Origin of the sequence: Streptomyces sp. NPDC059695 (assembly GCF_042733785.1) — a bacterium.
Classification (GTDB): Bacteria; Actinomycetota; Actinomycetes; order Streptomycetales; family Streptomycetaceae; genus Streptomyces.
Genome location: NZ_JBHWFF010000014.1, coordinates 127,468 through 151,909, shown reverse-complemented (window position 1 = coordinate 151,909; position 24,442 = coordinate 127,468). Strand labels below are relative to the sequence as shown.

The 24,442-nt window shown below is 72.4% G+C and carries 22 protein-coding genes and 2 pseudogenes; 7 read left to right on the top strand and 17 right to left on the bottom strand.

What is annotated here, in order from left to right; genetic code table 11:
* Window positions 1–126: 126 nt before the first annotated feature.
* Together ACFV2S_RS19565 and ACFV2S_RS19560 are read right to left on the bottom strand one after the other, a co-directional pair.
* On the bottom strand, window positions 127–1,926 hold the full coding sequence (locus tag ACFV2S_RS19565; RefSeq protein WP_385560278.1) for an ABC transporter permease/substrate binding protein: 1,800 nt from the start codon (window positions 1,924–1,926) through the stop codon (window positions 127–129).
* On the bottom strand, window positions 1,919–2,995 hold the full coding sequence (locus ACFV2S_RS19560) for a glycine betaine/L-proline ABC transporter ATP-binding protein (RefSeq protein ID WP_385560276.1): 1,077 nt from the start codon (window positions 2,993–2,995) through the stop codon (window positions 1,919–1,921). The genes ACFV2S_RS19565 and ACFV2S_RS19560 overlap by 8 nt, the downstream gene beginning before the upstream one ends.
* A 284-nt stretch (window positions 2,996–3,279) precedes the next feature.
* On the opposite strand from ACFV2S_RS19560, the gene ACFV2S_RS19555 reads away from it, so the two are divergent.
* Together ACFV2S_RS19555 and ACFV2S_RS19550 are read left to right on the top strand one after the other, a co-directional pair.
* Window positions 3,280–4,185 (top strand): 5'-3' exonuclease H3TH domain-containing protein, encoded by a 906-nt coding sequence (locus ACFV2S_RS19555; RefSeq protein WP_385560427.1) that lies wholly within the window; start codon window positions 3,280–3,282, stop codon window positions 4,183–4,185.
* A gap of 147 nt (window positions 4,186–4,332) precedes the next feature.
* A complete protein-coding gene (locus tag ACFV2S_RS19550) occupies window positions 4,333–5,169 on the top strand; it encodes a siderophore-interacting protein (protein ID WP_385560273.1) in 837 nt (278 codons plus the stop codon).
* Window positions 5,170–5,554: 385 nt separating this feature from the next.
* On the opposite strand, the gene ACFV2S_RS19545 is transcribed toward ACFV2S_RS19550, so the two are convergent.
* The gene (locus ACFV2S_RS19545; RefSeq protein ID WP_385560270.1) at window positions 5,555–6,187 is read right to left on the bottom strand and encodes a MerR family transcriptional regulator; all 633 of its coding nucleotides are present in this window, start codon (window positions 6,185–6,187) and stop codon (window positions 5,555–5,557) included.
* 200 nt (window positions 6,188–6,387) lie between these two features.
* Between ACFV2S_RS19545 and ACFV2S_RS19540 the strand changes: the two genes are divergently transcribed.
* The 4 genes and pseudogenes from ACFV2S_RS19540 to ACFV2S_RS19525 form a co-directional block, all read left to right on the top strand.
* On the top strand, window positions 6,388–7,305 hold the full coding sequence (locus tag ACFV2S_RS19540) for a hypothetical protein (protein WP_385560424.1): 918 nt from the start codon (window positions 6,388–6,390) through the stop codon (window positions 7,303–7,305).
* Window positions 7,302–7,754, top strand: coding sequence for an ABA4-like family protein (locus ACFV2S_RS19535; RefSeq protein WP_385560267.1), 453 nt, complete (start codon window positions 7,302–7,304; stop codon window positions 7,752–7,754). Before ACFV2S_RS19540 ends, ACFV2S_RS19535 begins: the two co-directional genes overlap by 4 nt.
* 4 nt (window positions 7,755–7,758) lie before the next feature.
* A pseudogene (locus ACFV2S_RS19530) lies at window positions 7,759–8,115 on the top strand (ADP-ribosylglycohydrolase family protein); the annotation flags it as partial.
* A 219-nt stretch (window positions 8,116–8,334) separates the two neighbouring features.
* A pseudogene (locus ACFV2S_RS19525) lies at window positions 8,335–8,480 on the top strand (ADP-ribosylglycohydrolase family protein); the annotation flags it as partial.
* Between the two features lie 69 nt (window positions 8,481–8,549).
* Here ACFV2S_RS19525 and ACFV2S_RS19520 read toward each other — a convergent pair.
* The 12 genes from ACFV2S_RS19520 to ACFV2S_RS19465 form a co-directional block, all read right to left on the bottom strand.
* Entirely contained in the window at window positions 8,550–10,037 is a 1,488-nt protein-coding gene (locus ACFV2S_RS19520; RefSeq protein WP_385560264.1) for a cytochrome P450, read from the bottom strand.
* A gap of 313 nt (window positions 10,038–10,350) precedes the next feature.
* Entirely contained in the window at window positions 10,351–13,179 is a 2,829-nt protein-coding gene (locus tag ACFV2S_RS19515) for a DEAD/DEAH box helicase (protein WP_385560261.1), read from the bottom strand.
* Window positions 13,180–13,410: 231 nt separating this feature from the next.
* On the bottom strand, window positions 13,411–14,313 hold the full coding sequence (gene tatC, locus ACFV2S_RS19510; RefSeq protein ID WP_385560421.1) for a twin-arginine translocase subunit TatC: 903 nt from the start codon (window positions 14,311–14,313) through the stop codon (window positions 13,411–13,413).
* Between the two features lie 104 nt (window positions 14,314–14,417).
* Entirely contained in the window at window positions 14,418–14,705 is a 288-nt protein-coding gene (gene tatA / locus ACFV2S_RS19505) for a Sec-independent protein translocase subunit TatA (protein WP_385560258.1), read from the bottom strand.
* Between the two features lie 184 nt (window positions 14,706–14,889).
* A complete protein-coding gene (locus ACFV2S_RS19500; protein ID WP_383798602.1) occupies window positions 14,890–15,087 on the bottom strand; it encodes a hypothetical protein in 198 nt (65 codons plus the stop codon).
* Window positions 15,088–15,122: 35 nt separating this feature from the next.
* Window positions 15,123–15,386, bottom strand: a complete 264-nt coding sequence (locus tag ACFV2S_RS19495; RefSeq protein ID WP_189804517.1) for a hypothetical protein — start codon at window positions 15,384–15,386, stop codon at window positions 15,123–15,125.
* Window positions 15,387–15,438: 52 nt separating this feature from the next.
* Window positions 15,439–16,392 (bottom strand): helix-turn-helix transcriptional regulator, encoded by a 954-nt coding sequence (locus ACFV2S_RS19490; protein ID WP_385560253.1) that lies wholly within the window; start codon window positions 16,390–16,392, stop codon window positions 15,439–15,441.
* Window positions 16,393–16,408: 16 nt separating this feature from the next.
* Window positions 16,409–17,365, bottom strand: a complete 957-nt coding sequence (locus ACFV2S_RS19485; RefSeq protein ID WP_385560250.1) for a helix-turn-helix transcriptional regulator — start codon at window positions 17,363–17,365, stop codon at window positions 16,409–16,411.
* Window positions 17,366–17,489: 124 nt separating this feature from the next.
* A complete protein-coding gene (locus ACFV2S_RS19480) occupies window positions 17,490–17,867 on the bottom strand; it encodes an FKBP-type peptidyl-prolyl cis-trans isomerase (protein ID WP_385560248.1) in 378 nt (125 codons plus the stop codon).
* 58 nt (window positions 17,868–17,925) lie between these two features.
* A complete protein-coding gene (locus ACFV2S_RS19475; protein ID WP_385560244.1) occupies window positions 17,926–18,867 on the bottom strand; it encodes an FKBP-type peptidyl-prolyl cis-trans isomerase in 942 nt (313 codons plus the stop codon).
* Window positions 18,868–18,984: 117 nt separating this feature from the next.
* Window positions 18,985–20,346 (bottom strand): Pup--protein ligase, encoded by a 1,362-nt coding sequence (gene pafA / locus ACFV2S_RS19470; RefSeq protein WP_033204999.1) that lies wholly within the window; start codon window positions 20,344–20,346, stop codon window positions 18,985–18,987.
* 69 nt (window positions 20,347–20,415) lie between these two features.
* On the bottom strand, window positions 20,416–21,687 hold the full coding sequence (locus tag ACFV2S_RS19465; protein WP_385560240.1) for an MFS transporter: 1,272 nt from the start codon (window positions 21,685–21,687) through the stop codon (window positions 20,416–20,418).
* Between the two features lie 123 nt (window positions 21,688–21,810).
* Between ACFV2S_RS19465 and ACFV2S_RS19460 the strand changes: the two genes are divergently transcribed.
* Window positions 21,811–22,830, top strand: coding sequence for a LacI family DNA-binding transcriptional regulator (locus ACFV2S_RS19460; protein ID WP_385560237.1), 1,020 nt, complete (start codon window positions 21,811–21,813; stop codon window positions 22,828–22,830).
* Window positions 22,831–22,893: 63 nt separating this feature from the next.
* On the opposite strand, the gene prcA is transcribed toward ACFV2S_RS19460, so the two are convergent.
* Both prcA and prcB read right to left on the bottom strand, forming a co-directional pair.
* The gene (prcA, locus tag ACFV2S_RS19455; protein WP_329855880.1) at window positions 22,894–23,646 is read right to left on the bottom strand and encodes a proteasome subunit alpha; all 753 of its coding nucleotides are present in this window, start codon (window positions 23,644–23,646) and stop codon (window positions 22,894–22,896) included.
* A gap of 52 nt (window positions 23,647–23,698) precedes the next feature.
* Window positions 23,699–24,442 (bottom strand): proteasome subunit beta (gene prcB, locus ACFV2S_RS19450; RefSeq protein WP_385560233.1); only part of this gene is annotated, 744 nt, incomplete at its 5' end.

The following is a 24,442-nucleotide window of genomic DNA, read 5'->3' as shown; positions in this document are numbered from 1 at the left end:
TGAGACACACCCCGGGGGGGGGGGGGGGGTGGGGGCGCGTCCCTCTGGGGGGGGGCCCCCCCCCCGGTGGCCCACCCACCCCTTTTCGGCCAGTGAGCCTCACCGGCTCGGGTACCCCCGTGGGGGCTACTGCGGCGTGAGCTTCTCCGCGAGGCCGGGGTTCCGGTCCAGCCAGGTGCGGACGGCCTCCTGCTCCTTGCCCTTGCCGGTCTCCTGGATGACGGCCTCCAGGTCCGTGAGCTGCTTCTCGGACAGCTTGAAGTGCTTCAGCCAGGCGCCGACCTCGGGGTTCTCGGCGGCGAAGCCCTTGCGGGCGAGGGTGTGGACGCCGTCGCCCTTGCCCCAGGAGCCCTTGGGGTCGTCGAGCTTCTTCAGGTCGAGGGCGGAGTAGGCCCAGTGCGGGGACCAGAGGGTGACGACGACGGGCTCCTTGCGGTCGTAGGCGCGCTTCAGCTCGGCGAGCATGCCGGGCGTGGAGCCGTCGACGACCTTGTACTCGCCCTCCAGGCCGTACTCCTTGAGCACCTTGTCCTTGAGGATGCCCATCATGCCGGCGCTGGGCTCGATGCCGACGATGCGGCCCTTGAACTGTCCGGCCTTGCCCTTGAGGTCGGCGAGCGAGTCGACGCCCTTCACGTACGAGGGGACGGAGAGCTCCAGGGAGGTGGGGCCGTACCAGGAGCCGAGGTCCTCCAGCTTGTTCTTGTACTTCTCCCAGTACTGGGCGTGGGTGACGGGGAGCCAGGAGTCGGTCTGGAAGTCCAGCTGACCGCCGGCCAGGCCGGTGTAGAGCGCACCGGCCTCCAGCTGCTTGCTCTCGACCTCGTAGCCGCGGCGCTCCAGGAGCTCCTTCCACAGGTACGTGGAGGCGATGCCCTCGTCCCAGGGGATGTAGCCGATGCTGACCTTCTTGCCCTGGCCGCCGGCGGCGGAGGCGGTGTCGCCCTTGCCGCCGAGGAAGCCCATGCCGCCGGCGACGAGCGCGAGGACGACGACGCCGACGAGCGCGGCGACGGGCTGCGGGCGGTGGGCCCAGAGCTTGGCCCCGGGCCGCTTCGCGCTCAGCGCGGCGCGCGCCTTGGCGGCGGCGCGGCGGCCCAGCGGGGAGACCTGGCGGCCGAGGGCGCCGGTCATCCGGTCCAGGTACATGGCGAGGACGACGATGGAGACGCCGGCCTCGAAGCCGAGGCCGATGTCGACGTTGCCGATGGCGCGGTAGACGGCGCCGCCGAGTCCGCCGCCGCCGACCATGCCGGCGATGACGACCATGGAGAGGCCGAGCATGATGACCTGGTTGACGCCGGCCATGATCGTCGGCAGGGCGAGCGGCAGCTGCACGCGCACCAGGGTGTTGCGCGGGGTGGTGCCGAACGCCTCCGCGGCCTCGACGAGTTCGCCGTCGACCTGACGGATGCCGAGCTCGGTCATGCGCACGCCCGGGGGCAGCGCGAAGACGATGGTGGCGATGATGCCGGGGACGACGCCGACGCCGAAGAAGATGATGCCGGGGATGAGGTAGACCATCGCCGGCATGGTCTGCATGAAGTCGAGCACGGGCCGCAGGACGGCGCTGACGGTCTTCGAGCGGGCCGCCCAGATGCCGAGCGGTACGGCGATCACCAGGGTGACGAGGGTGGCGACGAGGACGAGCGAGAGCGTCGCCATCGCCTCGTCCCACAGCTGGACCGAGTCGACGAGCGCGAAGCCCGCGAAGGCGAGGACGCCGGCGGCGAGGCCGCGCAGCCACCAGGCGCCGATGGCGAGGATGCCGGCGAAGAGCAGCGGGTGGGGCGCGGACAGGACGGCGTCGATGCCGTCGTAGAGACCGGTGACCCCGGTGCTGACGGCGTCGAAGAGCCAGGAGAACTGGGCCTGGAGCCAGTCGACGGAGCTGTCGACCCACTGGCCGAGGGGGAGCCTAGGCACCGGCGGTCACCTCCTGGGCCTCGGTGAGCGGGGCCGTCGTCGCGGCGAGACCGCCCATGACGGCGAGGAGGCGTTCGGTCGGTACGACTCCGAGGACGGAGCCGTCGGCGTCCTCGACGGTCACGGGGTGCGGGGCCAGGGCGGCGACGGCGCACAGGTCCGCGACGAGCGTGTCGGGCCCGACGGCCCGGCAGGAGCAGTCGTCGGGGCAGTCGGCCGGCGTGGCGGACGCCGTCATGACGGCGGAGGCGGTGAGCACCCGGGAACGGTCGACGTCCTGGATGAACGAGGCGACGTAGTCGTCGGCGGGACGGACGAGGATGTCCTCGGCGGTGCCGAGCTGGACGATCCTGCCGTCGCGCATGACGGCGATCCGGTCGCCGAGGCGCATGGCCTCGTTGAGGTCGTGGGTGATGAAGACGATGGTCTTCTTCAGGCGCTTCTGGAGCACGAGGAGCTGGTCCTGCATGTCGCGGCGGATCAGCGGGTCGAGCGCGCTGAAGGACTCGTCCATCAGGAGCAGGTCGGCGTCGGTGGCGAGCGCGCGGGCCAGGCCGACGCGCTGCTGCATGCCGCCGGAGAGCTCGTCCGGCCAGGACTTCTCCCAGCCGGCGAGGCCGCACAGTTCGAGGGCCTCCGCGGCGCGGGTCTCGCGCTCGGCGCGCGGCACGCCCTGGACCTCCAGGCCGTAGGCGGCGTTCTCCAGGACGTTCCGGTGCGGGAAGAGCGCGAAGTGCTGGAAGACCATGCTGATCTTGGTGGAGCGGACCGCGCGCAGCTCGCGGGGGGAGAGCGCGGTGAGGTCGTTGCCGTCGTAGAGGACCCGGCCGGCGGTGGGTTCGAGCAGGCCGTTGAGCATGCGCAGGAGGGTGGACTTCCCGGAGCCGGACAGGCCCATCACGACGAAGATCTGGCCGGGGTCGACGGTGAAACCGGCGTCGACGACGGCGGCGGTCGTCCCCTCGGCGCGCAGCTCCTCGCGGTCGGCGCCGTCGACGAGCCTGCGGACGGCTTCGTCGGGTCGTCTGCCGAACACCTTGAACAGGTGGTCGGCCTGGAGCCTGGACACATACACCTCACGGGTTGGAACGAAGAACGGCCCCACCACCCCCGCGTGGCCGGCCGTGGAGCGGGCGGGATCGGCCCGCGGGCCCGTCGCGCACCGAGATCCTTTTCGTTGAATCCGGTACCGGGTTCCGCTCCGGGCTCGCGCCTGCCCGGCCCCCTCGGGCGCAAACGCAAAGGTGACGGGGGTCACGCGGCCGCCCGAGGGGGCACGGCGGGGCGGCGGCCTGTCGCTCGGAGGGGGCTGTCGGTGGGGTGCGGCATGATCGGGGTGTGACGCGACGCCTGATGCTCCTCGACACCGCCAGCCTCTACTTCCGCGCGTACTTCGGCGTGCCGGACTCCGTCCGGGCGCCGGACGGCACCCCGGTGAACGCCGTGCGCGGGCTGCTCGACTTCATCACCCGGCTCGTCCAGGACCACCACCCGGACGATCTGGTGGCCTGCTGGGACGAGGACTGGCGGCCGCAGTGGCGGGTGGACCTGATCCCCTCGTACAAGGCGCACCGGGTGGCCGTGGAGACGGAGACCGGCCCGGACGAGGAGGAGATCCCGGACACGCTGTCCCCGCAGGTGCCGGTCATCGAGGAGGTCCTCGCGGCGCTCGGCATCGCGCGGGTCGGATCCGCGGGGTACGAGGCGGACGACGTGATCGGGACGCTGACCGGCCGCGCCGAGGGACCCGTGGACATCGTCACGGGCGACCGCGACCTGTTCCAGCTGGTCGACGACGCCCGGGGCGTCCGCGTGCTGTACCCGCGCAAGGGCGTCGGCGACTGCGACCTGGTGGACGGGGAGATGATCCGGACGAAGTACGGGGTGCGGCCCGACCAGTACGCGGACTTCGCGGCACTGCGCGGGGACGCGAGCGACGGGCTGCCCGGGGTGAAGGGCATCGGCGAGAAGACGGCGGCGCAGCTGATCACGGAGTACGGGGACCTGGCCGGCGTCCGGGCCGCGGCGGAGGACCGCACGTCGAAGCTGACTCCGGCGAAGCGGCGCGGGATCGTCGAGGCGGCCGGGTACCTGGACGTGGCGCCGACGGTGGTGCGGGTCGCCTCCGACGCTCCGCTGCCGGAGTTCACGGCGGCCCTGCCGAGCGCCCCGCGCGACCCGGCCGCCCTGGAGGCGCTGGTGAAGCGCTGGGGCCTGGGCGGGGCGGTGGGGCGCCTGCTGCCGGTCCTGGAGCGCTGACGGGAGGCCCCGGGGCTGCTGCCGTCCCGGACTCGGCCGCCCGGTCCGGCCTCCGGTCACGGGGGCCGGACGGGCCACGCCGAGCCCCTCTTGCCACGGGATGCTAGCTTAGGCATACCTAAGTACGCAGAGTCAGGAGAGCCCCTCGTGGCAGAGCAGCAGGCCCGCAAGGCACCGAAGGCCACCGAAGCACGCGTGGTGCACACCGAGCGGATCACTCCGCACATGGTGCGGGTCGTGCTGGGAGGCCCCGGGCTGGACGGCTTCGCGGCGGACGTCTACACCGACCACTACGTGAAGCTGCTCTTCGCCCCGGAGGGCGTCGCCTACCCGGAGCCGTTCGACATGGAGCGGATCCGGGCGGAGTTCCCCCGGGACCAGTGGCCGACGACGCGGACGTACACCGTGCGGGCCTGGGACCCGGTCCACCACGAGCTGACCATCGACTTCGTGGTCCACGGCGACGAGGGCCTCGCGGGCCCCTGGGCGGCGCGCGCCCAGGCGGGCGAGACGGTGCACTTCCTCGGCCCGGGCGGCGGGTACGCGCCGGACCCGGAGGCGGACTGGCACCTGCTCGTGGGCGACGAGAGCGCGCTCCCGGCGATCGCGGTGGCCCTGGAGGCGCTGCCCGAGGGGGCGAGGGCGCAGGCGCTCATCGAGGTCTCGGACGCGGCCGAGGAGCAGAAGCTCGCGACGTCGAAGGACATCCACGTGACCTGGCTGCACCGGGGCGACCGCCCGGCGGGCGCGGCGCTGGTGGAGGCGGTCACGGCCCTGGAGTTCCCGGCGGGCGACGTGCACGCCTTCGTCCACGGCGAGGCGGGCTTCGTGAAGGAGCTCCGCCGCCACCTCCGGCTCGACCGGGGCGTGGCGCGCGAACGCCTGTCGATCTCGGGCTACTGGCGCCTGGGCAAGTCGGACGAGGCGTGGCGCGCGATCAAGCGCGAGTGGAACGACCAGGTGGAGCGCGAACAGGAGAACTGAGCCCACGCGAACCCCGAGGGGCGGCGACCGGACACGGCGCCGCCCCTCGGCGTTCACGGCGCGCACGACGGGCCCTGCCCGCGGGCCGGGCGGGCCCCGCGCGGGGGGCCGCGCACTGCGGCCGGCGCCGATCTCGTCCGCGCGGCGGGTACGGCGCATTCACCCGTACGGCTGGAGCGGTGCTCCGTCCACACTGTCACCCCTCGGCCCACGGGCAGGCCACAGGCCGGCGGGCGCGGTGCGCGCACGCGTACGACCGGGGGCGCGGGGTCCTCCCCCGCGCCGCAGCCGGGGCGGTCCCCGCCGCCCGACCACCAACCCCCTGGTCGACGCCGCCCCGGTTGGGCGCGCGGGGGCACGAGGCTCCCGAGGCGGCCCCGACGGGTCAGGTCGTGCGGCCGAAGGCGCGGTCCGAGGCGTCCGCGTGGGCGATCCGGCGCAGCGCGGAGAAGATCGCGTCGCCGAGGACCGTCCCGACGACCACGCTCTCCACGACCTCCTCGCGCGCCACGTGATGCGCCACGTACTCCAGGTCGACCTGCGCCACCCGCGCCGCCGCGTCCGCGTACGCGCCGAGGACCTCGACGAACGCACCGTGACCGGAGTCCTCCAGCGTCGCGAGCGCCGTCGCGAGGGCCTCCGCGGCGGGCCCGCGCTCGTGCGCGCGCCAGCCGCGCTCGGCGATCAGGTCGGCGACCCGCTTCCGTGCCTCCTCCATGCCGGCACCCGGCTCGTGGTCGTAGCGCGGCACCAGCCGGCTGGCCGCCGCGCCCAGCACCTTGTGCACCGGCCGCTCGGAGTCGTCGACCGCGACGATCACCTCACGGACCGCGGCCACCGACAGACCGCCCACGTCCAGGAGCGCCCGGATCAGGCGGAGCCGCCGCACGTGCGCCTCCCCGTACGAGGCCTGGTTCGGACTCGTGAGCTCTCCGGCGGGCAGCAGGCCTTCCCGTACGTAGAACTTGATCGTCGCCACCGACACCCCGGTCGTACGACTCAATTCTCCGATGCGCACCGCGTGTTCACCTTCCAGGTTCTCCCCCGGCCCTTGCCGACCGACACCCCATCATAGATAGTGTCGCTATCAGATAGTGGCGAGTGCCACTATCCATAGCTTCCCACGGGGGGATCCGTATGTCTTCTTCACCGAGCCCGCAGACCTCAGCTGCGGCACCGCCCCGACTGCACCGCCCGCTGGTGTGGTTCGCCGCGTCGATGGGTGTCCTCGCCGTCGTCTCGGCCGTCGGCATCCTCGTCGACGACCGGATGCTCGTCGGCGTCCCGATCTGGACCAAGCCGTTCAAGTTCTCCGTCTCGTTCGTCGCCTACGCGCTGTCGCTGGCCTGGATGATCACCCTGCTCCCCCGCGCCCGGCGGGCCGGCTGGTGGGCGGGGACGGTGATCACCGTCGCGAGCGTCGTGGAGATGGCGCTCATCACCCTTCAGGTGATCCGCGGCACCCAGAGCCACTTCAACCAGGCGACCCCCTTCGACAACGCCGTCTTCCAGACCATGGGCGCCACCGTCGTCGTGCTGTGGCTGGGCGCCCTGGTCATCGCGGTGCTCCTGCTGCGGGCCAGGATCCTGGACCGGGCGATGGCCTGGGCCGTCCGCCTGTCCTCCCTGATAGCCCTCGCGGGCGCGGGCGTCGGCTTCCTGATGGTCCGTCCGACGCCCGAGCAGCTGGCCGTCGAGAACCCGCCGATCACCGGAGCGCACAGCGTCGGCGTCCCGGACGGCGGCCCGTCGATGCCGCTCACCGGCTGGGCGAGCACCGGCGGCGACCTGCGCATAGCCCACTTCTTCGGCATGCACGCACTGCAGCTGGTCCCGCTGCTGCTGATCGTCCTGACCGCACTCGCCGCGCGGTCCGCCCGCTTCCCCGCCTTCGCCCGCCTGGCCGACGCGGGTGTCCGGCTGCGCCTCACGCTCACGGGCTCGGCGGTGTACGGGGCCGCCTTCGTCCTGCTGACCTGGCAGGCCCTGCGCGGCCAGGCGCTGTTCGCTCCGGACGGGGCGACGCTCGCGGCCGCGACGGCGATCGTGGTGCTGGGCGGTGCGGCGGCGGCCCTGTCGCTCCGTACTACCGGCCGCGCCGCCTCCCCCGCCCTCGCCGAGGAGGTCGCGGCATGACCGGCTTCCTCTTCGAGCTGACGTTCCTCCTCGCGGCGCCGGTCTGGCTGCTCATGATCTTCGCGCCGGGCCTGCGGGCCACCGAGCGGCTCGCGGCCTCCCCGCTGACCGTCCTTCCGATCCTGGCCGTCTGGGCCGTCCTGGCCGCCCCCGTCCTGCCGGAGCTGTGGGCGGCGGTCACCAGCCCCGACCTCGACACGTTCCGCGCCCTCACCGCGCACCCGAACGGCGCCGGCGCCCTCTGGGCCCAGGTCATCGCCTGGGACCTCCTCCTGGGCCAGTGGATGTACCGCGAGGCCCGCCGTCTCTCGGTCTCCCCCCTTCTGATGGGCCCACTGCTGGTCCTGACGATCCTCCTCTCCCCCGTCGGCCTGCCCCTGTTCCTGATCGTCCGCGCGGTCAGGACGCCCCGCGGGGATCACCGGCCTGCCGCGGACGCCCTGGCCTGACCTCATGCCGGACATCGACAGGGCCGTGGGCGCCGTACTGGGTTCCGCCGTGGGCGACGCGCTGGGCGCACCCTTCGAGTTCGGCCTGCCGGGGGTGTTCCGGGAACGGTTCCCGGACGGCGCCGGGGAGTTGTGCGGGGGCGGCGGCTGGGATCCGGGCGAGGCGACCGACGACACGCAGATGGCCGTCCTGCTCGGGGAGTCGCTCCTGGAGCGGGGCGGCCTGGACCTCCCGGACGTCTTCGCACGCTTCCGGCGCTGGGCCGCGGCCGACCCCAAGGACATCGGCCTCCAGACCGAACAGGTCCTGCTGGCCGGCGACCCCTGGGACGTCGCCGCCGCGCTGCACTTCCAGATCAACCCCGCCCTCGTGTGGGCAGGCGTCCCGCAGGGCGGGTCGGGTGGGCACACGGGACGGCGCCCTTCGCGACGCCTCCGCGTCCCGCGCCCTGACCCGCACCACCAGGTGCTGCACCTGTCGGTGCGGGTCCAGGCTCAGCAGCCTCGCGCGCCGGCAAGGGCGCCGTCCGTTGTGCCCACCCGTTCCGCCCGGGCGGAACGCATGCCCACAACGGGCTTCACCCTCGCGGGCGCGGTGTACGGCCCCGACGCCATCCCGCCCGCTGGACGGCCCCTCTCCACGTCCCCCTCCCCGGCTCCGCCGACCGCGTCCTGAACGCCCCGGACCTAAGGGCCCTCGCCAGGTCCCTCGCCGGGCAGCACTGAACCCGCCACGGTCACCGGGTCGTCAAAGGGCACGACGCTGACCGGCCGTCCTCCCCACGCCGCGCCCCCTCATTTCCGTGCCCGGACCGTGGCCCGTACGTCGCGGTCCGGCTGGAGGGTGAGGCTGGGGACCGGGAGGATCTCCTCCGTCGTGACGTCCAGGTGGTAGCGGCGGGCCAGGACGGCGAGGACCAGGACGGCCTCCACCAGGGCGAAGCGGGTGCCCAGGCAGACGCGGGGGCCGCCGCCGAAGGGGAACCACGCGTACTCCGGTATCTGCTCGGCCGGTTCGCCGTCCTCCCCGGTGAGCCAGCGCTCCGGCCGGAAGGCCTCCGCGTCCCCGTACCAGCGGGGGTCGCGGTGCGTGGACCACTGGCTCGACCAGACCCGCGTCCCGGCGGGGACGGGGGTGCCGCCCAGGGTCGCGCCCTCCTTGGCGATGCCGGTGAGGAGCCAGATCGTCGGGTAGAGGCGCAGGGTCTCCTTGACGACCGCCTGGGTGTACGTGAGCGACGCGTAGTCGTCGTACCCGGGCTCGTGGTCCGCGAGGACCCGGTCGAGCTCCTCGGCGAGCGCGTCGCGGACCCGGGGGTTGCGGGAGAGCAGGTACCAGGCCCAGACGAGGGTCGAGCTGGTGGTCTCGTGGCCGCCGATGTACAGCGTGACCGTCTCGTCCCGGATCTCCTGGTCCGAGAGCGGCGCACCCGTCTCGTCCCGCGCGGCGAGCAGCCGGCTGAGCAGGTCGGGGCGCTCCGTGTCGCCGTCACGGTGGCGGGAGACGACGCGGGAGACCTCCGCGTCGATGACGGCCGTCGCGCGCTTGATGCGGGCGCGTCCCGGCGTGGGGACCCAGTCCGGCAGCACCGCCCCGATCCCGCTGAACTCGGCGCCGATCTCCCGCTGCGCGACGTCCATCGCCTGCCCGATGGCCTCGGCGTCGGCGGCGGTGTCCACGCCGAAGATGGTGCGGACGGCGATGAGCTGGGTGAGGGCGGCCATCTCCTTCTTGATGTCGATCCGCTGCCCGTCGCTCCAGCGGTCGGCGAGGTCGACGGCGCACGCGGCCATCGTCGACGCGTAGGACCGCACCTGCTTGGGACGGACGGAGGGCTGGACCAGGGAGCGCTTGCGCCGCCAGTCGGCTCCCTTGGAGACGATGACACCGTTGCCGAGGAGGGTCCGGAAGGCGATGCCGAGGTCCGGCTGGTCGAAGCTGCGCTCGATCTCGGTGAGGAGCTCGCCGATGTTCTCCGGGTGGGCGATGAAGAGGGCGGGGCCGCGGCCGAAGCGCCAGCGGACGAAGTCCCCGCGCTCCCGGAGCTGTTCGAAGAAGGCGAGGGGGTCCTTGCCGAAGGCGGGGAGGTTCCCGAGGAGGGGCACTCCTCGCGGCCCGTCGGCGAAGACCGGAGCGGCCTCCCTCAGCGCCTGCCCCCCGACCGGCGTCGCCTGCACCGCCGGCTCTCCCCCCGGCGCCTCCCCCGCCGGCCCACCGCCCGGCACCTCCGGCCGCTGCCCCTCGTCTTCCGTCCCGGCGTCCGGACCGGCCTGCGTGGTCATGTGCGTCCCCTCCCCAACTGGCTTCCCCTGCTTGCGAGTCCATGCAAGCGGAAGCCCGGCCCCCCGCGCCACCCCTGTGGACGACGACCTGTGGACAACCCCTGTCGGGGACATGCGGAAGGGGCCCGGGGGGGGCCCCCCCGCCCCGCGCCGCCCCGCGGGGCGCGCGCCCCCCCGCGCTGTGGGGCAGAGAACCCCCCCCCCCGCCCCCCCCCCCCCCCCCCCCCCCGCCCCCCGCGGGACAACCCCGTGGGGGGATCTGCGGCCGGGGCGCGGGGCGCGCCCCCGGGCCCCTTCGCGAACGGTCGGTCCGTCAGCCCACGGAGCTGTAGGCGACGACACCGCGCAGCAGCGACTCCACCGCCTTGCGGGCGTTCTTGGCGACCGTGCTGTTCTCCTTGGGCGCCGCGGCGGCGATCTGTCCGAGGACGTCGATCACCTGCTTGCACCAGCGGACGAAGTCGCCGGCGGGCATCTCCGCCTCCCGGAGCACCTCGTCCAGGCTCTTGTCGGAGGCCCACTGGTAGGCGGCCCAGGCGAAGCCGAGGTCGGGCTCGCGCTGGCCGACGCCCTCCGCCTGGTTGATCTTGAACTCCTCTTCGAGCGCGTCGAGACGGCCCCAGATGCGGACCATCTCGCCGAGCGCCGCCTTGGCGTTGCCCGTGGGCAGCTTGGGCGCGACGGCGTCGTCGGCCTGACGCGCCTCGAACACCAACGCCGAGACGCAGGCCGCGAGTTCGGCCGGGGTGAGACCCTCCCAGACACGGTCGCGGAGACACTCGCTGGCCAGCAGGTCGAGTTCGCCGTAGAGCCGGGCGAGCCGCTTGCCGTTGTCCGTGACGTCGTCGCCGCGCAGGTAGTCGAGCTCGGTGAGGAGCGCGACGATCCGGTCGAAGGTGCGCGCGATGGTGTTGGTGCGGCCCTCGATGCGCCGCTCCAGCTGCTGGGTGTCGCGCTGGAGGCGGTGGTAGCGCTCGGCCCAGCGGGCGTGGTCCTCGCGCTCGTCGCAGCCGTGGCAGGGATGCGCGCGGATCTCGGTGCGCAGCCGGGCGATCTCGCGGTCGTCGGCGGCGGCGGCGCGCTGCCGCTGATGGCGCTCGGGGTTGATGTGCCCGGCCTTGCTCCGCAGGGCGGAGGCGAGGTCGCGGCGGGACTGCGGGGAGCGCGGGTTGAAGGACTTGGGGATCCTCATGCGCTCCAGCGCCTCGACCGGGACCGGGAAGTCGATCGAGGCGAGCCTCTTGACCTGCCGTTCGGCGGTGAGGACGAGGGGGCGAGGCCCGTCGTGGTGCTCGAAGCCGCGGTGGCCGTTGGTACGGCCGGCCGGGATGCCGGGGTCGAGGACGAGGGCGAGGCCCGCGAACTTGCCGGTGGGCACGTGGATGACGTCGCCGGGCTTCAGCTTCTCCAGGGAGCTCGCGGCCTGGGCGCGGCGCTGGGCGGCGCCCTGCCGTGCCAGTTCCGTCTCGCGGTCCTTGAGGTCGCGGCGCAGCCGCGCGTACTCCTCGAAGTCACCGAGGTGGCAGGTCATGCCCTCGCGGTACCCGTCGAGCCCTTCCTCGTTCTTCTGGACCTGGCGCGAGATGCCCACGACGGAGCGGTCGGCCTGGAACTGGGCGAAGGAGGTCTCCAGGAGCTCGCGGGAGCGGTGCCGGCCGAACTGGTCGACGAGGTTGACCGCCATGTTGTACGAGGGCCTGAAGCTGGAGCGCAGCGGGTACGTGCGCGTGCCGGCGAGTCCGGCGAGGTGGCCGGGGTCGAGTCCGCGCTGCCAGAGCACGACGGCGTGGCCCTCGACGTCGATGCCGCGGCGTCCCGCGCGGCCGGTGAGCTGGGTGTACTCGCCGGGGGTGATGTCCGCGTGCTGCTCGCCGTTCCACTTGACGAGCTTCTCGAGGATGACGGTGCGCGCGGGCATGTTGATGCCGAGGGCGAGGGTCTCGGTGGCGAAGACCGCCTTGACGAGGCCGCGGACGAAGAGTTCCTCGACGACCTCCTTGAAGGTGGGGAGCATGCCGGCGTGGTGGGCGGCGATGCCCCGCTCCAGCGCTTCGAGCCACTCGTAGTAGCCGAGGACGTGGAGGTCCTCGCTGGGAATGGCGGCGGTGCGCTCCTCGACGATCTCGCGGACGCGCAGGCGCGCCTCGTCGTCGTTGAGCCGGAGTCCGGCGTAGAGGCACTGCTGGACGGCGGCCTCGCAGCCGGCGCGGCTGAAGATGAAGGTGATGGCGGGCAGGAGGCCCTCGGCGTCGAGGCGCTCGATGACCTCGGGGCGGCCGGGGGTCCAGATCCGGGAGCGCTGGCGGCGCTCGCGCTCGCGGTCGGCCTCGCGGACCATCTTGCCGCGCCGCCGGTCGCGCGGGTTGTACGTGCGCGTGTTCTCGGTGCGGGCGAGGCGGAGGAGGTCGGGGTTGACCTCGCGGCGGGACGCGCCGCGGCCGCCGTGGTCGGTCTCCTCCTCGAAGAGGTCGTACATCCGGCGCCCGGCGAGGACGTGCTGCCAGAGGGGCACGGGGCGGCTCTCCGAGACGATGACCTCGGTGTCGCCGCGGACGGTGTCGAGCCAGTCGCCGAACTCCTCGGCGTTGGACACGGTCGCCGAGAGTGACACCAGGGTGACGGACTCGGGGAGGTGGATGATCACTTCCTCCCAGACGGCGCCGCGGAAGCGGTCGGAGAGGTAGTGGACCTCGTCCATCACGACGTATCCCAGGCCGGAGAGGGCCTGGGAGCCCGCGTACAGCATGTTGCGCAGGACTTCGGTCGTCATGACGACGATCGGGGCGTCGCCGTTCACGCTGTTGTCACCGGTGAGCAGACCGACCTTGTCGGCGCCGTACCGCTTGACGAGGTCGGCGTACTTCTGGTTCGACAGCGCCTTGATGGGGGTCGTGTAGAAGCACTTGCGGCCCTGGGTGAGGGCGAGGTGGACGGCGAACTCGCCGACGATGGTCTTGCCGGAGCCCGTGGGCGCGGCGACGAGCACGCCCTTGCCCGCTTCGAGTGCCCGGCAGGCCTCGATCTGGAACGGGTCCAGACCGAACTCGTACATCTCGCGGAAGGGCGCAAGGGCGGTGGCCTGCTCGGCGTTGCGCGCGAGGGCTGCCGCGTACGCCTGGGCTGGTGTGAGGTCCTCTGTCATCTTGTCGTCGAGCCTACCCGCCACCTCTGACAGTGACGCGATCTTTATCGAGGGGATGTGGAGGGGTTGATTCCGCGAGAGCGCGGGAGGGCGCTGCGCGGCCCGGGCCCTCCGCGGAAGACCCCCGGACCGAGTCCCCGGGCCCTACGACGAAGGCCCCCCGGACCGAGTCCGGGGGGCCTTCCGTCGATGCGCGTGCCTGCCGGGATCAGGTGATCGCGCCTGACGGGATCAGGTGATGTCGTCGTATCCGTTGAGCCGCTTCACGCCCGTCCCGCCGTGCTCCCCGGTGGACTGCTCGGGCAGGGCCCGGGCGGCACCGACGGGCTCGACGGAGCCGACGGCCTCGGGGGTGAGGTCGAGCGAGGAGGCCTCGTCGTCGTCGAGCTCGGCGTCGGGGTTGCCGCGCCGGCGCCGGCGGTCGTTGAGCAGGGAGAACCCGACGGCACCGAAGTACAGGATCGTGATCGGCCCGGCGAGGGCGAGCATGCCGACGGGGTCGGTGGTCGGGGTGATCACGGCGCCGAAGACGAAGACGCCCATGATCACGCCGCGCCACCAGCCGGCCATGCGGCGGCCGCTCAGGACACCGGTGAGGTTGAGCATCACCAGGACGAGCGGGAGCTCGAAGGCGAGGCCGAACACGAGCACCATGCGCAGGGTGAAGTCGAGGACGTCGTTCAGCGCCAGGAGGTTCGCGGAGCCGGCGGGCGTGAGGCTGATGAGGACCTTGACGCTGACGGGGAGGATGAGGTACGCGAGGTAGGCGCCCGCGGCGAAGAGCGGCACGGCCGCGCCCACGAAGGCGTACGTGTACTTCTTCTCGTTCCTGTGCAGTCCGGGCGCGATGAAGGCCCACAGCTGGTAGAGCCAGACGGGGCTCGCGACGACGAGACCGGCCGTCAGGGACACCTGGATCGTCGTGCTGAACGGGGCCATCAGCGTGTTGAAGGTGACGACCGCGCAGTTGCCGCCGTCACTGGTGACGCCCGGGGGACATTTGGGCACCGACTTCGACAGGAACTGCAGCAGCTCCTCGCTGTACACGAGGGCCGCGATCGTCACCACCGTGATGGCGAGGAGACCCTTCGCCATTCGGTTGCGGAGTTCACGCAGGTGCTCCACGAGGGGCATCCGGCCCTCGGGATCCTTCTCCTGCTTGCGGGCAGACTTGGGCAACCCACGTCCTCATCTCGTGCGGCAGCCGCCGCCCGGTGCGGCGGCCGCGGCGGACCGGGTCAGCGCTTGGTGGTGTCCGAGGGCTCGGTCACGGGACGCGCGCTGGTCACGTCGCCGGGAGCGGCCTGGATGGTGCGCGGGGCGGGCTCCTGCGTGCCGGGCTGCGGCGGGTCGGCCGGGGCGGGGGCCGCCTGCTGGTCGTCCGACTTCATCGCCTTGGCCTCGCTCTTGAGGATGCGGGCCGACTTGCCCAGCGAGCGGGCCATGTCGGGAAGCTTCTTGGCGCCGAACAGGAGGATGACGACGACGAGAATGAGAATGATCTCGGTGGGGCCGAGCCTACCCATAGCTGTTTACCTTCTTCACCGAGGCGACATGGAGTGCGTGCCCGGCGGGTCGGACATGTGTCCGGCCACCGCGCTGCCTGCGATCGTAACCCGCAGGAGTAAACGTGGGGCAATGCCCGTGCATACTCCCGATTGCGTCCCGCGGGCCCCGGACAGGGCCCTTCGTGCAGCGTACGGCACTGCCTCAGCGGAGCGACTCACCGGTCCGGGCCAGGTCGGCGGCGGCGGTTTCGAGCTCGTCGGCGGCCTGCTGGATCCGCTCCGTGGTGCGGGCCACCTGGCGGCCGAGGCGCTGGACCTCCAGGAAGACCCTGACGGCGAGGACGCCGAGGACGGCGAGGCCGAGGAAGCCGAGGGCGATGGCGAGCATGGGCCAGAACATGTGCTGAGCCTAGACGCTGGGCGCGTACGGATCGTTCAGACGGTGGTGTGGAGGCGCAGGGTCCGCACGCCGCCGCCGGTCAGGAGCTCGACGATGCGCTCGCCCGCGGGCTTGCGGACGGAGCTGCCGCACTCGGGGCAGGTGAACGAGTAGAAGGTGGTGCGGCGGCTCGCCCCGATGGCCAGGCGCAGGGCACTCGCGGAGAGCTCGAAGCGCGAGCGGCAGTCGGGGCAGGCGGCCTTGAAGAGGACCGGGGCCATGGACGCCGCAAAACCGTGCATCGCGGACATCTCCCTCATCTCTCTCGACTCTGGCATCACGTCAGTAACAGCGTCCCGGGAGCGGGGAACGTCACACGCCCTCGTACGCGGCGAGCGCGGCGGCCGCCGCCGTCCGCGCGCTGTCGGCCAGCTCCGCCGGCGCGACGATCCGCCCGTCGCTGCCCAGCCGCAGCGCCAGCCTGCGCAGCGAGGCCGGGTCCGGCGTCCGCAGCGTGATCCGCAGACCGCCGTCCGGCAGCTCCTCGGCCCGGTCGTGCGGGTAGTACTCGGCGACCCAGCGGCCACCGGGACCCACCTCGACCACGACCTCCGGGTCGTCGGCCGACGGCTGGACCAGGCCCTCGGAGAGGTCGCGCAGCTCCAGCTCCGGCGGCGCCGCGTGCTCGTCGAGGATCCGGATCTCGACGACCCGGTCGAGCCGGAAGGTGCGGCGCGCCTCGGAGAGCCGGCACCACGCCTCCATGTAGGTGTGACCGACGGCGAAGAGGCGGATCGGGTCGACCTCGCGCTCGGTGAGCTCGTCGCGCGCGGGCGAGTAGTACCGCACCCACAGGCGCCTGCGCTCCGAGATGGCCCGGTCGACCTCGGCGAAGACCCCGCCCTCGGACTCGAAGGTCACCGAGAGCCGGGCGCTGGCCCCGGCGGCCTCGCCGGCCGCCGCCTCCAGCTTCGCGGTGGCCCGGAGCAGGGCGTCCCGGTCGCTCTCCCGGAGCCCCGGCAGGGTGGCGACGGCCCGGGCGGCGACGAGCAGCGCGGTGGCCTCGTCGGCGGCCAGCCGCAGCGGCTCGGCGACGTCGTCCGGGTTGTGCCACCAGATCCGGTCGCCGTCGGTGTCGATGTCGAGCAGGTCGCCGCCCCGGAAGCTGGTGCCGCACATGGGCAGCACGTCCAGGTCGGAGATCAGCTCGTCCTCGGTGATCCCGAAGGCACGCGCCACGTCGGCGACGTGCGCGCCGGGGCGCTCACGGAGATAGGTGACGAGGGAGAGCATCCGCCTCGTCTGGTCGATCGCGTTGGCAGCCATGCGGTACGTCTCCCCCTCAGCCCTTGGCCACGGCGCGCAGCCGCTCCACCACGTCGGCCCGCAGATCGGCCGGTTCCAGTACGACGACATCGGGGCCGAACTCGACGAGCCAGGCGTCCAGCCCGTGCCCGTACGGGATCTCCAGCTCGTCCCAGCCGTCGCCGCCCTCGGTCACGGCCCGGGCGCGGGCCCGCAGCGGGTAGCCGCAGCCGGCGCGCAGCCGGATCCGCGCGGAGCGGGTGGCGGTCTCGCCGGCCCAGCTCTCGACGGTCTCCCGGACGGTCGAGACGTCGGGGACGGGCGCGGTGAACGCGCCGGCCCGCGAGCGGACCCTGCCGGTGATGCGGGAGAGCCGGAAGACGCGCTCGGCACCCCGGTCCCGGTCCCAGCCGGCCAGGTACCAGTGGCCGCGCCAGCATTCGAGGGTCCAGGGCTCGACCTGGCGGGTCTCCGGCCGTGCGGCGTTGGCCTTGCGGTAGTCGAAGACGACGGGCCTGCGGTCACGGCAGGCCAGCATGAGCGGCTCGAAGGCGGCCTCGTGGACCGGGATGCGCGGTTCGAGGGCGCTCGGCTGGGTGTCGTACGAGTCCTCCGCCTCGGGCATGCCGGCGGCGCGGAGCTTCTGCAGGGCACCGCTCGCGGCGCCGGCGAGCCGGGCCTGCTGCCACACCTTGGCGGCGAGGCCGAGCGCGGCGGCCTCCTCGGCGTCGAGGGTGATCGGCGGCAGCCGGTTGGAGTCGCGGCGGGCGAGGTACCCGGTCTCGCCCTCCAGGTTCTCGACGGTCTCGATGACCAGGCCGAGCTCACGGAGGTCGTCCTTGTCCCGCTCGAACATGCGGTTGAAGGCGTCGTCACCGCTCGCTTCGAGGTACGCCTCGATGGAGCCGCGGAGCTCCCGCTTGCTCAGCGGGCGGCGCGTCCCGAGCAGGCACAGCGCGAGATTCATCAGCCGCTCGGACTTGGCAATCGCCATCGACGCCCTGCACCCTTCCGCCGGTTCCACTTCTCGGACGTCCGACCGTACCGCCCCGGGGTGTCGGGACAAAAGCCGAGGGCCCCCGCCGCGGACGGCGGGGGCCCTCGGAACGACCTGGACGTCAGCCCTTCACGGCCACGAGGTCGCAGACGAAGATCAGCGTCTCGCCCGGGGCGATCGCGCTGCCGGCGCCACGGTCGCCGTAGGCGAGGTGCGCGGGGATGATCAGCTGGCGGCGGCCGCCGACCTTCATGCCCTGGACGCCCTGGTCCCAGCCCGCGATGACCTGGCCGACGCCGAGCTTGAACTCGAGCGCGCTGCCGCGGTTCCAGGAGGCGTCGAACTCCTCGCCGGTGGAGAAGGCCACGCCCACGTAGTGGACCTGCACGAACTGGCCCGCCGTGGCGACCTCGCCGTCGCCTTCCCAGAGGTCCTTGATCTCCAGGTCCTTCGGCGGCTCGCCACCCGGGAAGTCGATCTCGGGCTTCTCGATGCTCACTGAACTGCTCCTCATACGGATGAACCGCGCGACGGTGGGACGCGCGAACGGGACAGTCTTACATCTTCGTCAGGATGTCCACGGCGAAGACCAGCGTGGAGTTCTTCGGAATGCCCTGCTGCTCCTTGTCGCCGAACGCCTCCGACGGCGGGGCGACGATCAGGACGCGGCTGCCGACCTTCTTGCCGACGAGACCGTCCTTCAGGCCCTTCAGCGTCAGCTGCGAGAGCGGGAAGTTCGCGGGCTTGCCCTGGGTGTACGTCGAGTCGAACACCTTGCCGTCCTTCCACAGGGCGGCGACGTAGTTCACGACGACCGTGTCGGTCGCCTTGACGACCTCGCCCTTGGACTCCAGGACGTAGTTCGACACGAGCTTGGTCGGCGGGTCCACCTTCGGGACCGTCAGCGAGGGGGCCTTGCCGTCGGTGTTCGTCCCGACGATCGGCAGGTCCTTGTCGTCCTGGGCGACCGGGGTGCCCGTGGCGGACTTCGGGATCGTCACGGCCTTCAGGATGTCGACGACGAAGACGAGGGTCGCGTTCGGCTTGATGCTCGGCGGCGAGCCGGCCTCGCCGTAGCCGAGCTCCGGCGGAATGCCGATCTCGACGCGGCTGCCGACCTTCTGGCCCTCCAGGCCCTGGTCCCAGCCCTTGATGACCTGACCGGCGCCCAGCGTCACGTCGAAGGGCTGACCGCGGTCGAAGCTGTTGTCGAAGGGGGTGGTGGAGTCCCAGGCCTGGCCCAGGTAGTTCACCTGGAGCGCGTCGCCCTTCTTCGTCACCGGGCCCGTGCCCTCGCTGATGACGTTGACCTTGAGTTCCTTGGGCGGGTCGCCCTCGCCCTTGGCGAGGGTCGGCTTCTCCCCGAACTTCTGCCCCGCGGTGATGGCGGGCAGTCCGTTCGTCATCGAGGCGGAATCGGAGCCCTTGTCGTCGCTGCCGCACGCCGCTGTCGAGAGCAGCAGCAGCGGGACGACGAGAAGGCCGGCAAGTCGGCGCACGTGTTCCTCAGATCTCAGACGGCACAGTAGTTGTGCCGACACTCTAGGCGCTCCTCCCGTCACGTCGAGGGCCCCGCACGCCGAACGTGCGGGGCCCTGCCGACCGATACGACCTGCCTACATTCCGGCGATCAGCTTTTCCACCCGGTCGTCGACGGAACGGAACGGGTCCTTGCACAACACCGTCCGCTGCGCCTGGTCGTTGAGCTTGAGGTGGACCCAGTCGACGGTGAAGTCCCGCCGCTGCTCCTGGGCGCGGCGGATGAAGTCGCCGCGCAGCCGGGCCCGAGTGGTCTGCGGGGGCACCGACTTGCCCTCGAAGATCTTCAGGTCGTTGCAGATGCGGGCCGCCTGCCCGTTCTTCTGGAGCAGGTAGTACAGCCCGCGACGACGGTGGATGTCGTGGTAGGCGAGGTCTATCTGCGCGACCCTCGGGTTCGACATGGTCATGTTGTGCTTGGCCCGGTAGCGCTCGATGAGCCGGTGCTTCATGACCCAGTCGATCTCGGTCTCGATCCGGTCGAGCCGCTCGCTCTCGATCGCGTCGAGCGTACGGCCCCACAGCTCCAGGACCTGGGCGACCGTGCCGGAGCGGATGCCGCGCCGGTCGACGAAGTCCACGGCCTTCTCGTAGTACTCGCGCTGGACCTCCAGGGCGGAGGCCTCCCGACCGCTGGCGAGGCGGACCTTGCGCTGACCCGTGATGTCGTGGCTGACCTCGCGGATCGCCCGGATGGGGTTCTCCAGCGTCAGGTCGCGCATGACCGTGCCCGCCTCGATCATGCGCAGCACGAGGTCGGTGGCGCCGACCTTGAGCAGCATGGTCGTCTCGGACATGTTCGAGTCGCCCACGATGACGTGCAGCCGGCGGTAGCGCTCGGCGTCCGCGTGCGGCTCGTCCCGGGTGTTGATGATGGGCCGCGAGCGCGTGGTGGCCGAGCTGACGCCCTCCCAGATGTGCTCGGCACGCTGGGAGACGCAGAAGACCGCGCCGCGCGGGGTCTGGAGGACCTTTCCCGCGCCGCAGATCAGCTGCCGCGTCACGAGGAAGGGAATGAGGATGTCCGCGAGCCGGGAGAACTCTCCGTGGCGGGCGACGAGATAGTTCTCGTGGCAGCCGTAGGAGTTTCCGGCCGAGTCGGTGTTGTTCTTGAAGAGGTAGACGTCGCCCGCGATTCCCTCCTCGTGCAGGCGGCGTTCGGCGTCGACGAGCAGGCCCTCGAGAATGCGCTCGCCGGCCTTGTCGTGGGTGACCAGTTCGGTCACGTTGTCGCATTCCGGTGTGGCGTATTCCGGATGCGAACCCACGTCGAGGTACAGGCGGGCGCCGTTCCGCAGGAAGACATTGCTGCTGCGGCCCCATGACACGACACGGCGGAAGAGGTAGCGCGCCACTTCGTCAGGAGACAGTCGGCGCTGTCCCCTGAACGTGCACGTGACGCCGTACTCGTTCTCCAGCCCGAAAATGCGGCGGTCCATGTCTGAACATTACGCCTGACGGCGTGCGCTGAAACCGGGTTGGACGTTCCCGTTTCGATCATTTTCCGATCAGTGCGTGTTCTTTTCGGTGTGTACGGCGGTGGGGACCGCTTCTCCGACGGCGTGTCGCGCCACGTCCCCGGCCGCGGCGGGGGCGGCGAGGACACGCCCGGTGGCCAGCAGGACCAGGAGGGCGACGAGCCCGCCCGCCCCGGCCACCGCGAACCCGGCGACCGTTCCCGCCAGTTCGACCGCGGGCCCCGCGACGGCGGAGCCCAGGGCCGCGCCGACTCCGAAGGTGGTGACGAGCCAGGAGAAGGCCTCCGTGACCGTGCCCCGCGGGGCGTGCCGGTCGACCACGATGAACGCGCAGGCGAGGACGGGGGCGAGGAAGACCCCGGACAGCACCGAGAGACCCGTCATGGCGACGGGACCGGGGGTGAGCATGAGAGGCAGGTAGCAGACCGCGAGGAGGGCCACGAGGACCCGCAGCCGCCGCTCGGGCGCCCCGGCCCACTGCCGGGCGCCGTAGACGACGCCGCCCACCAGCGCGCCGAGGCCGAGCGCGGCCATCAGCCAGCCGTACACGGACGGGGTGCCCCGGTCGTCGGCGTACGCGACGGCGGCCACGGTGATGGAGCCGAGGGCGAGGCCCACGAAGAAGAACGACCCGAGGAGGGCGAGGAGGCCGGGCGAGCGCAGGGCCCCCAGCCAGTGGGCCTCGCGCGCGGCGGAGCGCCAGGTGCGGGACGGCTCGGAGAGGACGACCGCGAGGGCGCCCAGGACCCCCAGGACGTTGATGACGACGAGGGCGGCGGCGGGCGAGCGCAGGGCGACCAGGAGCGTCACCAGGAGCGGGCCCACGGTGAACATGACCTCCTGGGCGACGGCGTCCAGCGCGTACGCCCGGTGGACCCGGTCCTCACGGCCCAGGACGCTCGGCCACAGGGCGCGCAGGCCGCCCTCCAGCGGCGGGGTGAAGAGCCCGGCGACCACGACGGCGGCGTAGGCCAGGGCGAGGTGCCCGATGCCGGTGAGGGCGAACAGGGTCATGCCGAGCGCGGAGAGGACGGCGGCGGGCAGCTGGACGCGGGGCTGGCCCCTGAGGTCGACGGCGCGGCCGAGGAGCGGCTGCCCGATCGCGTTGGAGACGCCGTAGGCCGCGATGAGGCCGCCGGCCAGGGTGTAGCTGCCGCCCTGGTCCCGGACGAAGAGCGTCATCGCGATGGGGCCGGTGCCGTTGGGCAGGCGCCCGACCAGGGTGCCGGCGAGCAGCCTGGCGGCGTGCGGCGCCCTCAGCAGGTCGAGATAGCCCCCGCGTGCCGTGGCCTCGGTGGCCATGTCGGTCTCCCCTCCGCCCCGGAAGAACCGAGGTTTTACGTATAACGTCCGACGTCATACGTACCATGTCGGCAGCGCGCGGGTCCACCCCGCGCCCCGGAACCGTCCCACGCGGAGGCACGAGTGCAGACCCCGGAACCGATCGGCGGCACCCGCCCCACCAGCCGGGACGTGGCCCGCGCCGCGGGGGTCTCCCAGGCCACCGTCTCGCTGGTCCTCGGCGACAAGTGGCGCGGCCGGGTCTCCGAGCGCACCGCGGGGACGGTCCGCGAGGCCGCGTCCGCACTCGGCTACCGGCCCAACCTCGCCGCCCGCAACCTCCGCCTCGGGCGCACCCGCACCGCCCTGCTCGTCGTCCCGGCCCTCACCAACGAGTTCTTCGCCCACGTCTACACCGGCGCCGCCGCCGCGGCCGCGGAACACGGGTTCGGCGTCGTCCTCTACCCCTCCCCCGACGGCCTCGGACCCGCCCGCGACCCCTTCGCCTCGGCCCAGGCCGCACTCGACGGCGTCATCGCCTCCTCCATGGCGACCGACGCCCTCCAGGCCTTCCGGGGCGGCGACCTCCCGCTCGTCATGCTCGACAGCGACCCGGCCGGGTCCGGCGCCGCCGCCCACGTCAACCTCGACGTCGCCGACGGCATGCGCCGCGTCACCGGCCACCTGCTCGACCTCGGCCACCGCCGCTTCCTGCACCTGGCCTCCGCGGCCCCGTCCTGGACCTTCGACGTACGGGCCGAGGCGCTCGCCCACGCCCTGCGCGACGCCGACGTACGCACCGTGCGCTCACCCCTGAACGTCGCGGACGCCTGGGAGGCCGCGCGCACGGCCCTCGCCGCTCCCGGCCCCCGGCCCACCGCCGTCGTCTGCGACGACGACATCCTCGCGGTCGGCGTCTGCAAGGCCGCGCGCCGGCTCGGCCTGCGGGTCCCCGAGGACCTCTCGGTCACCGGCTTCGACGACATGGCCCTGGCCACCGTCGTCGAACCCGAACTGACCACCGTCCGGCTCCCCGCCGAGGAGTTCGGCCGGCGGGGCATGGAGGCGCTCCTCGCCGTCCTCGCGGGCGAACGGCCCGAACCGGCCGCCCTGCCCGTCTCCCTCGTCCCCCGCGGCTCCTCGGGCCCGGCACCGGCCGTCTGAGCGCCGGTACGCCGGAGGGGCCCCGGTCCACCTGGACCGGGGCCCCTCCGGGCACAGCCGCGACTACTCCTCCGGAGCCTCGTCCGAGGGCTCGTCCGTCTTAGCCGCCGCCGCGTTGTCGGCCTCCAGGAGGCGCGACAGCTGACGGCCGAGGATCCGCTTGAACTTGCGCTGCTGGGGACGCGTGCGGTCCAGGACCGCCACCTCCAGGCGCTCCGCGGGGATCTCCCGCTCGGTGCCGTTGGTGTCCCGCGACAGCGCCTGCACGGCCAGCTTCAGGGCCTCGGCCAGGGACATGCCGTCCCGGTGCCGCTGGTCCAGGAAGGAGCTGATCTGCTCCGCGTTCCCGCCGACCGCGACCGAGCCGTGCTCGTCCACGATCGAGCCGTCGTGCGGCAGCCGGTAGATCTGGTCGCCCTCCGGCTCGGAACCGACCTCGGCGACGACCAGCTCCACCTCGTACGGCTTCTCCCCCGCGCTGGAGAAGATCGTGCCCAGCGTCTGGGCGTAGACGTTGGCCAGACCGCGCGCGGTGACGTCGTCCCGGTCGTAGGTGTAACCCCGCAGGTCGGCGTAGCGCACACCGCCGATGCGGAGGTTCTCGTACTCGTTGTACTTGCCGGCGGCCGCGAAGCCGATCCGGTCGTAGATCTCGCTGAACTTGTGCAGCGCACGGGACGGGTTCTCACCGACGAAGACGATGCCGTCGGTGTACTGGAGGACGACCAGGCTGCGGCCGCGGGCGATGCCCTTGCGGGCGTACTCGGCCCGGTCCGCCATGGCCTGCTGAGGTGAGACATAGAACGGCGTGGACACCGGCTACCGTCCCTTTCTTCCGGTCTGAAGGGCTGCTACGGGCGACGAACGGTCAGAGGAGGGCGGCACGCGGCCCGTCGGGCTGCTCCAGACGCCGCTCCGTGATCGAACGGGCCAGCTCGGAGGACTCCGCCTCGCTGAGCCTGCGGAAGCCCTCCTCGGTGATGACGGTGACGATCGGGAAGATGCGGCGGGCCATGTCGGGACCGCCGGTCGCCGAGTCGTCGTCCGCCGCGTCGTACAGCGCCTGCACCACCAGTGTGGTGGCCTGCTCCTCGGTGAGGTCGGCGCGGTACAGCTTCTTCATCGAGCCGCGCGCGAAGATCGAGCCGGAGCCGGTGGCGGCGAAGCCGTGCTCCTCGGAGCGGCCGCCGGTCACGTCGTACGAGAAGATCCGGCCCTTCTCCTTGCCCTCGTCCCAGCCCGCGAAGAGCGGCACGACGGCGAGCCCCTGCATGGCCATGCCCAGGTTGCCCCGGATCATGGTGGAGAGGCGGTTCGCCTTGCCCTCCAGGGAGAGCGTCGCGCCCTCCACCTTCTCGAAGTGCTCCAGCTCCAGCTGGAACAGCTTGACCATCTCCACGGCGAGGCCGGCGGTGCCGGCGATGCCGACCGCGGAGTACTCGTCGGCCGGGAACACCTTCTCGATGTCCCGCTGCGCGATCATGTTCCCCATGGTCGCTCGCCGGTCACCGGCGAGCACCACGCCCCCCGGGGACCTGGCGGCCCCCATGGTGGTGGCGTGCGGCGCCGCGACGATACCCACCCGCAGCATACCGTTCCCCCGGAGCAGGTC

Excerpts from the sequence above, each read along its gene's own strand:
- ACFV2S_RS19500 (WP_383798602.1), bottom strand. The coding sequence starts at position 15,087 with ATGTTCTGGCCCATGCTCGCCATCGCCCTCGGCTTCCTCGGCCTCGCC.
- ACFV2S_RS19485 (WP_385560250.1), bottom strand. The coding sequence starts at position 17,365 with ATGGCGATTGCCAAGTCCGAGCGGCTGATGAATCTCGCGCTGTGCCTG.
- ACFV2S_RS19490 (WP_385560253.1), bottom strand. The coding sequence starts at position 16,392 with ATGGCTGCCAACGCGATCGACCAGACGAGGCGGATGCTCTCCCTCGTC.
- ACFV2S_RS19515 (WP_385560261.1), bottom strand. The coding sequence starts at position 13,179 with ATGACAGAGGACCTCACACCAGCCCAGGCGTACGCGGCAGCCCTCGCG.
- ACFV2S_RS19540 (WP_385560424.1), top strand. The coding sequence starts at position 6,388 with ATGGGTGTCCTCGCCGTCGTCTCGGCCGTCGGCATCCTCGTCGACGAC.
- tatA (WP_385560258.1), bottom strand. The coding sequence starts at position 14,705 with ATGGGTAGGCTCGGCCCCACCGAGATCATTCTCATTCTCGTCGTCGTC.
- ACFV2S_RS19520 (WP_385560264.1), bottom strand. The coding sequence starts at position 10,037 with ATGACCACGCAGGCCGGTCCGGACGCCGGGACGGAAGACGAGGGGCAG.
- ACFV2S_RS19535 (WP_385560267.1), top strand. The coding sequence starts at position 7,302 with ATGACCGGCTTCCTCTTCGAGCTGACGTTCCTCCTCGCGGCGCCGGTC.
- ACFV2S_RS19465 (WP_385560240.1), bottom strand. The coding sequence starts at position 21,687 with ATGGCCACCGAGGCCACGGCACGCGGGGGCTATCTCGACCTGCTGAGG.
- ACFV2S_RS19495 (WP_189804517.1), bottom strand. The coding sequence starts at position 15,386 with ATGAGGGAGATGTCCGCGATGCACGGTTTTGCGGCGTCCATGGCCCCG.
- tatC (WP_385560421.1), bottom strand. The coding sequence starts at position 14,313 with ATGCCCCTCGTGGAGCACCTGCGTGAACTCCGCAACCGAATGGCGAAG.
- ACFV2S_RS19555 (WP_385560427.1), top strand. The coding sequence starts at position 3,280 with ATGCTCCTCGACACCGCCAGCCTCTACTTCCGCGCGTACTTCGGCGTG.
- pafA (WP_033204999.1), bottom strand. The coding sequence starts at position 20,346 with ATGGACCGCCGCATTTTCGGGCTGGAGAACGAGTACGGCGTCACGTGC.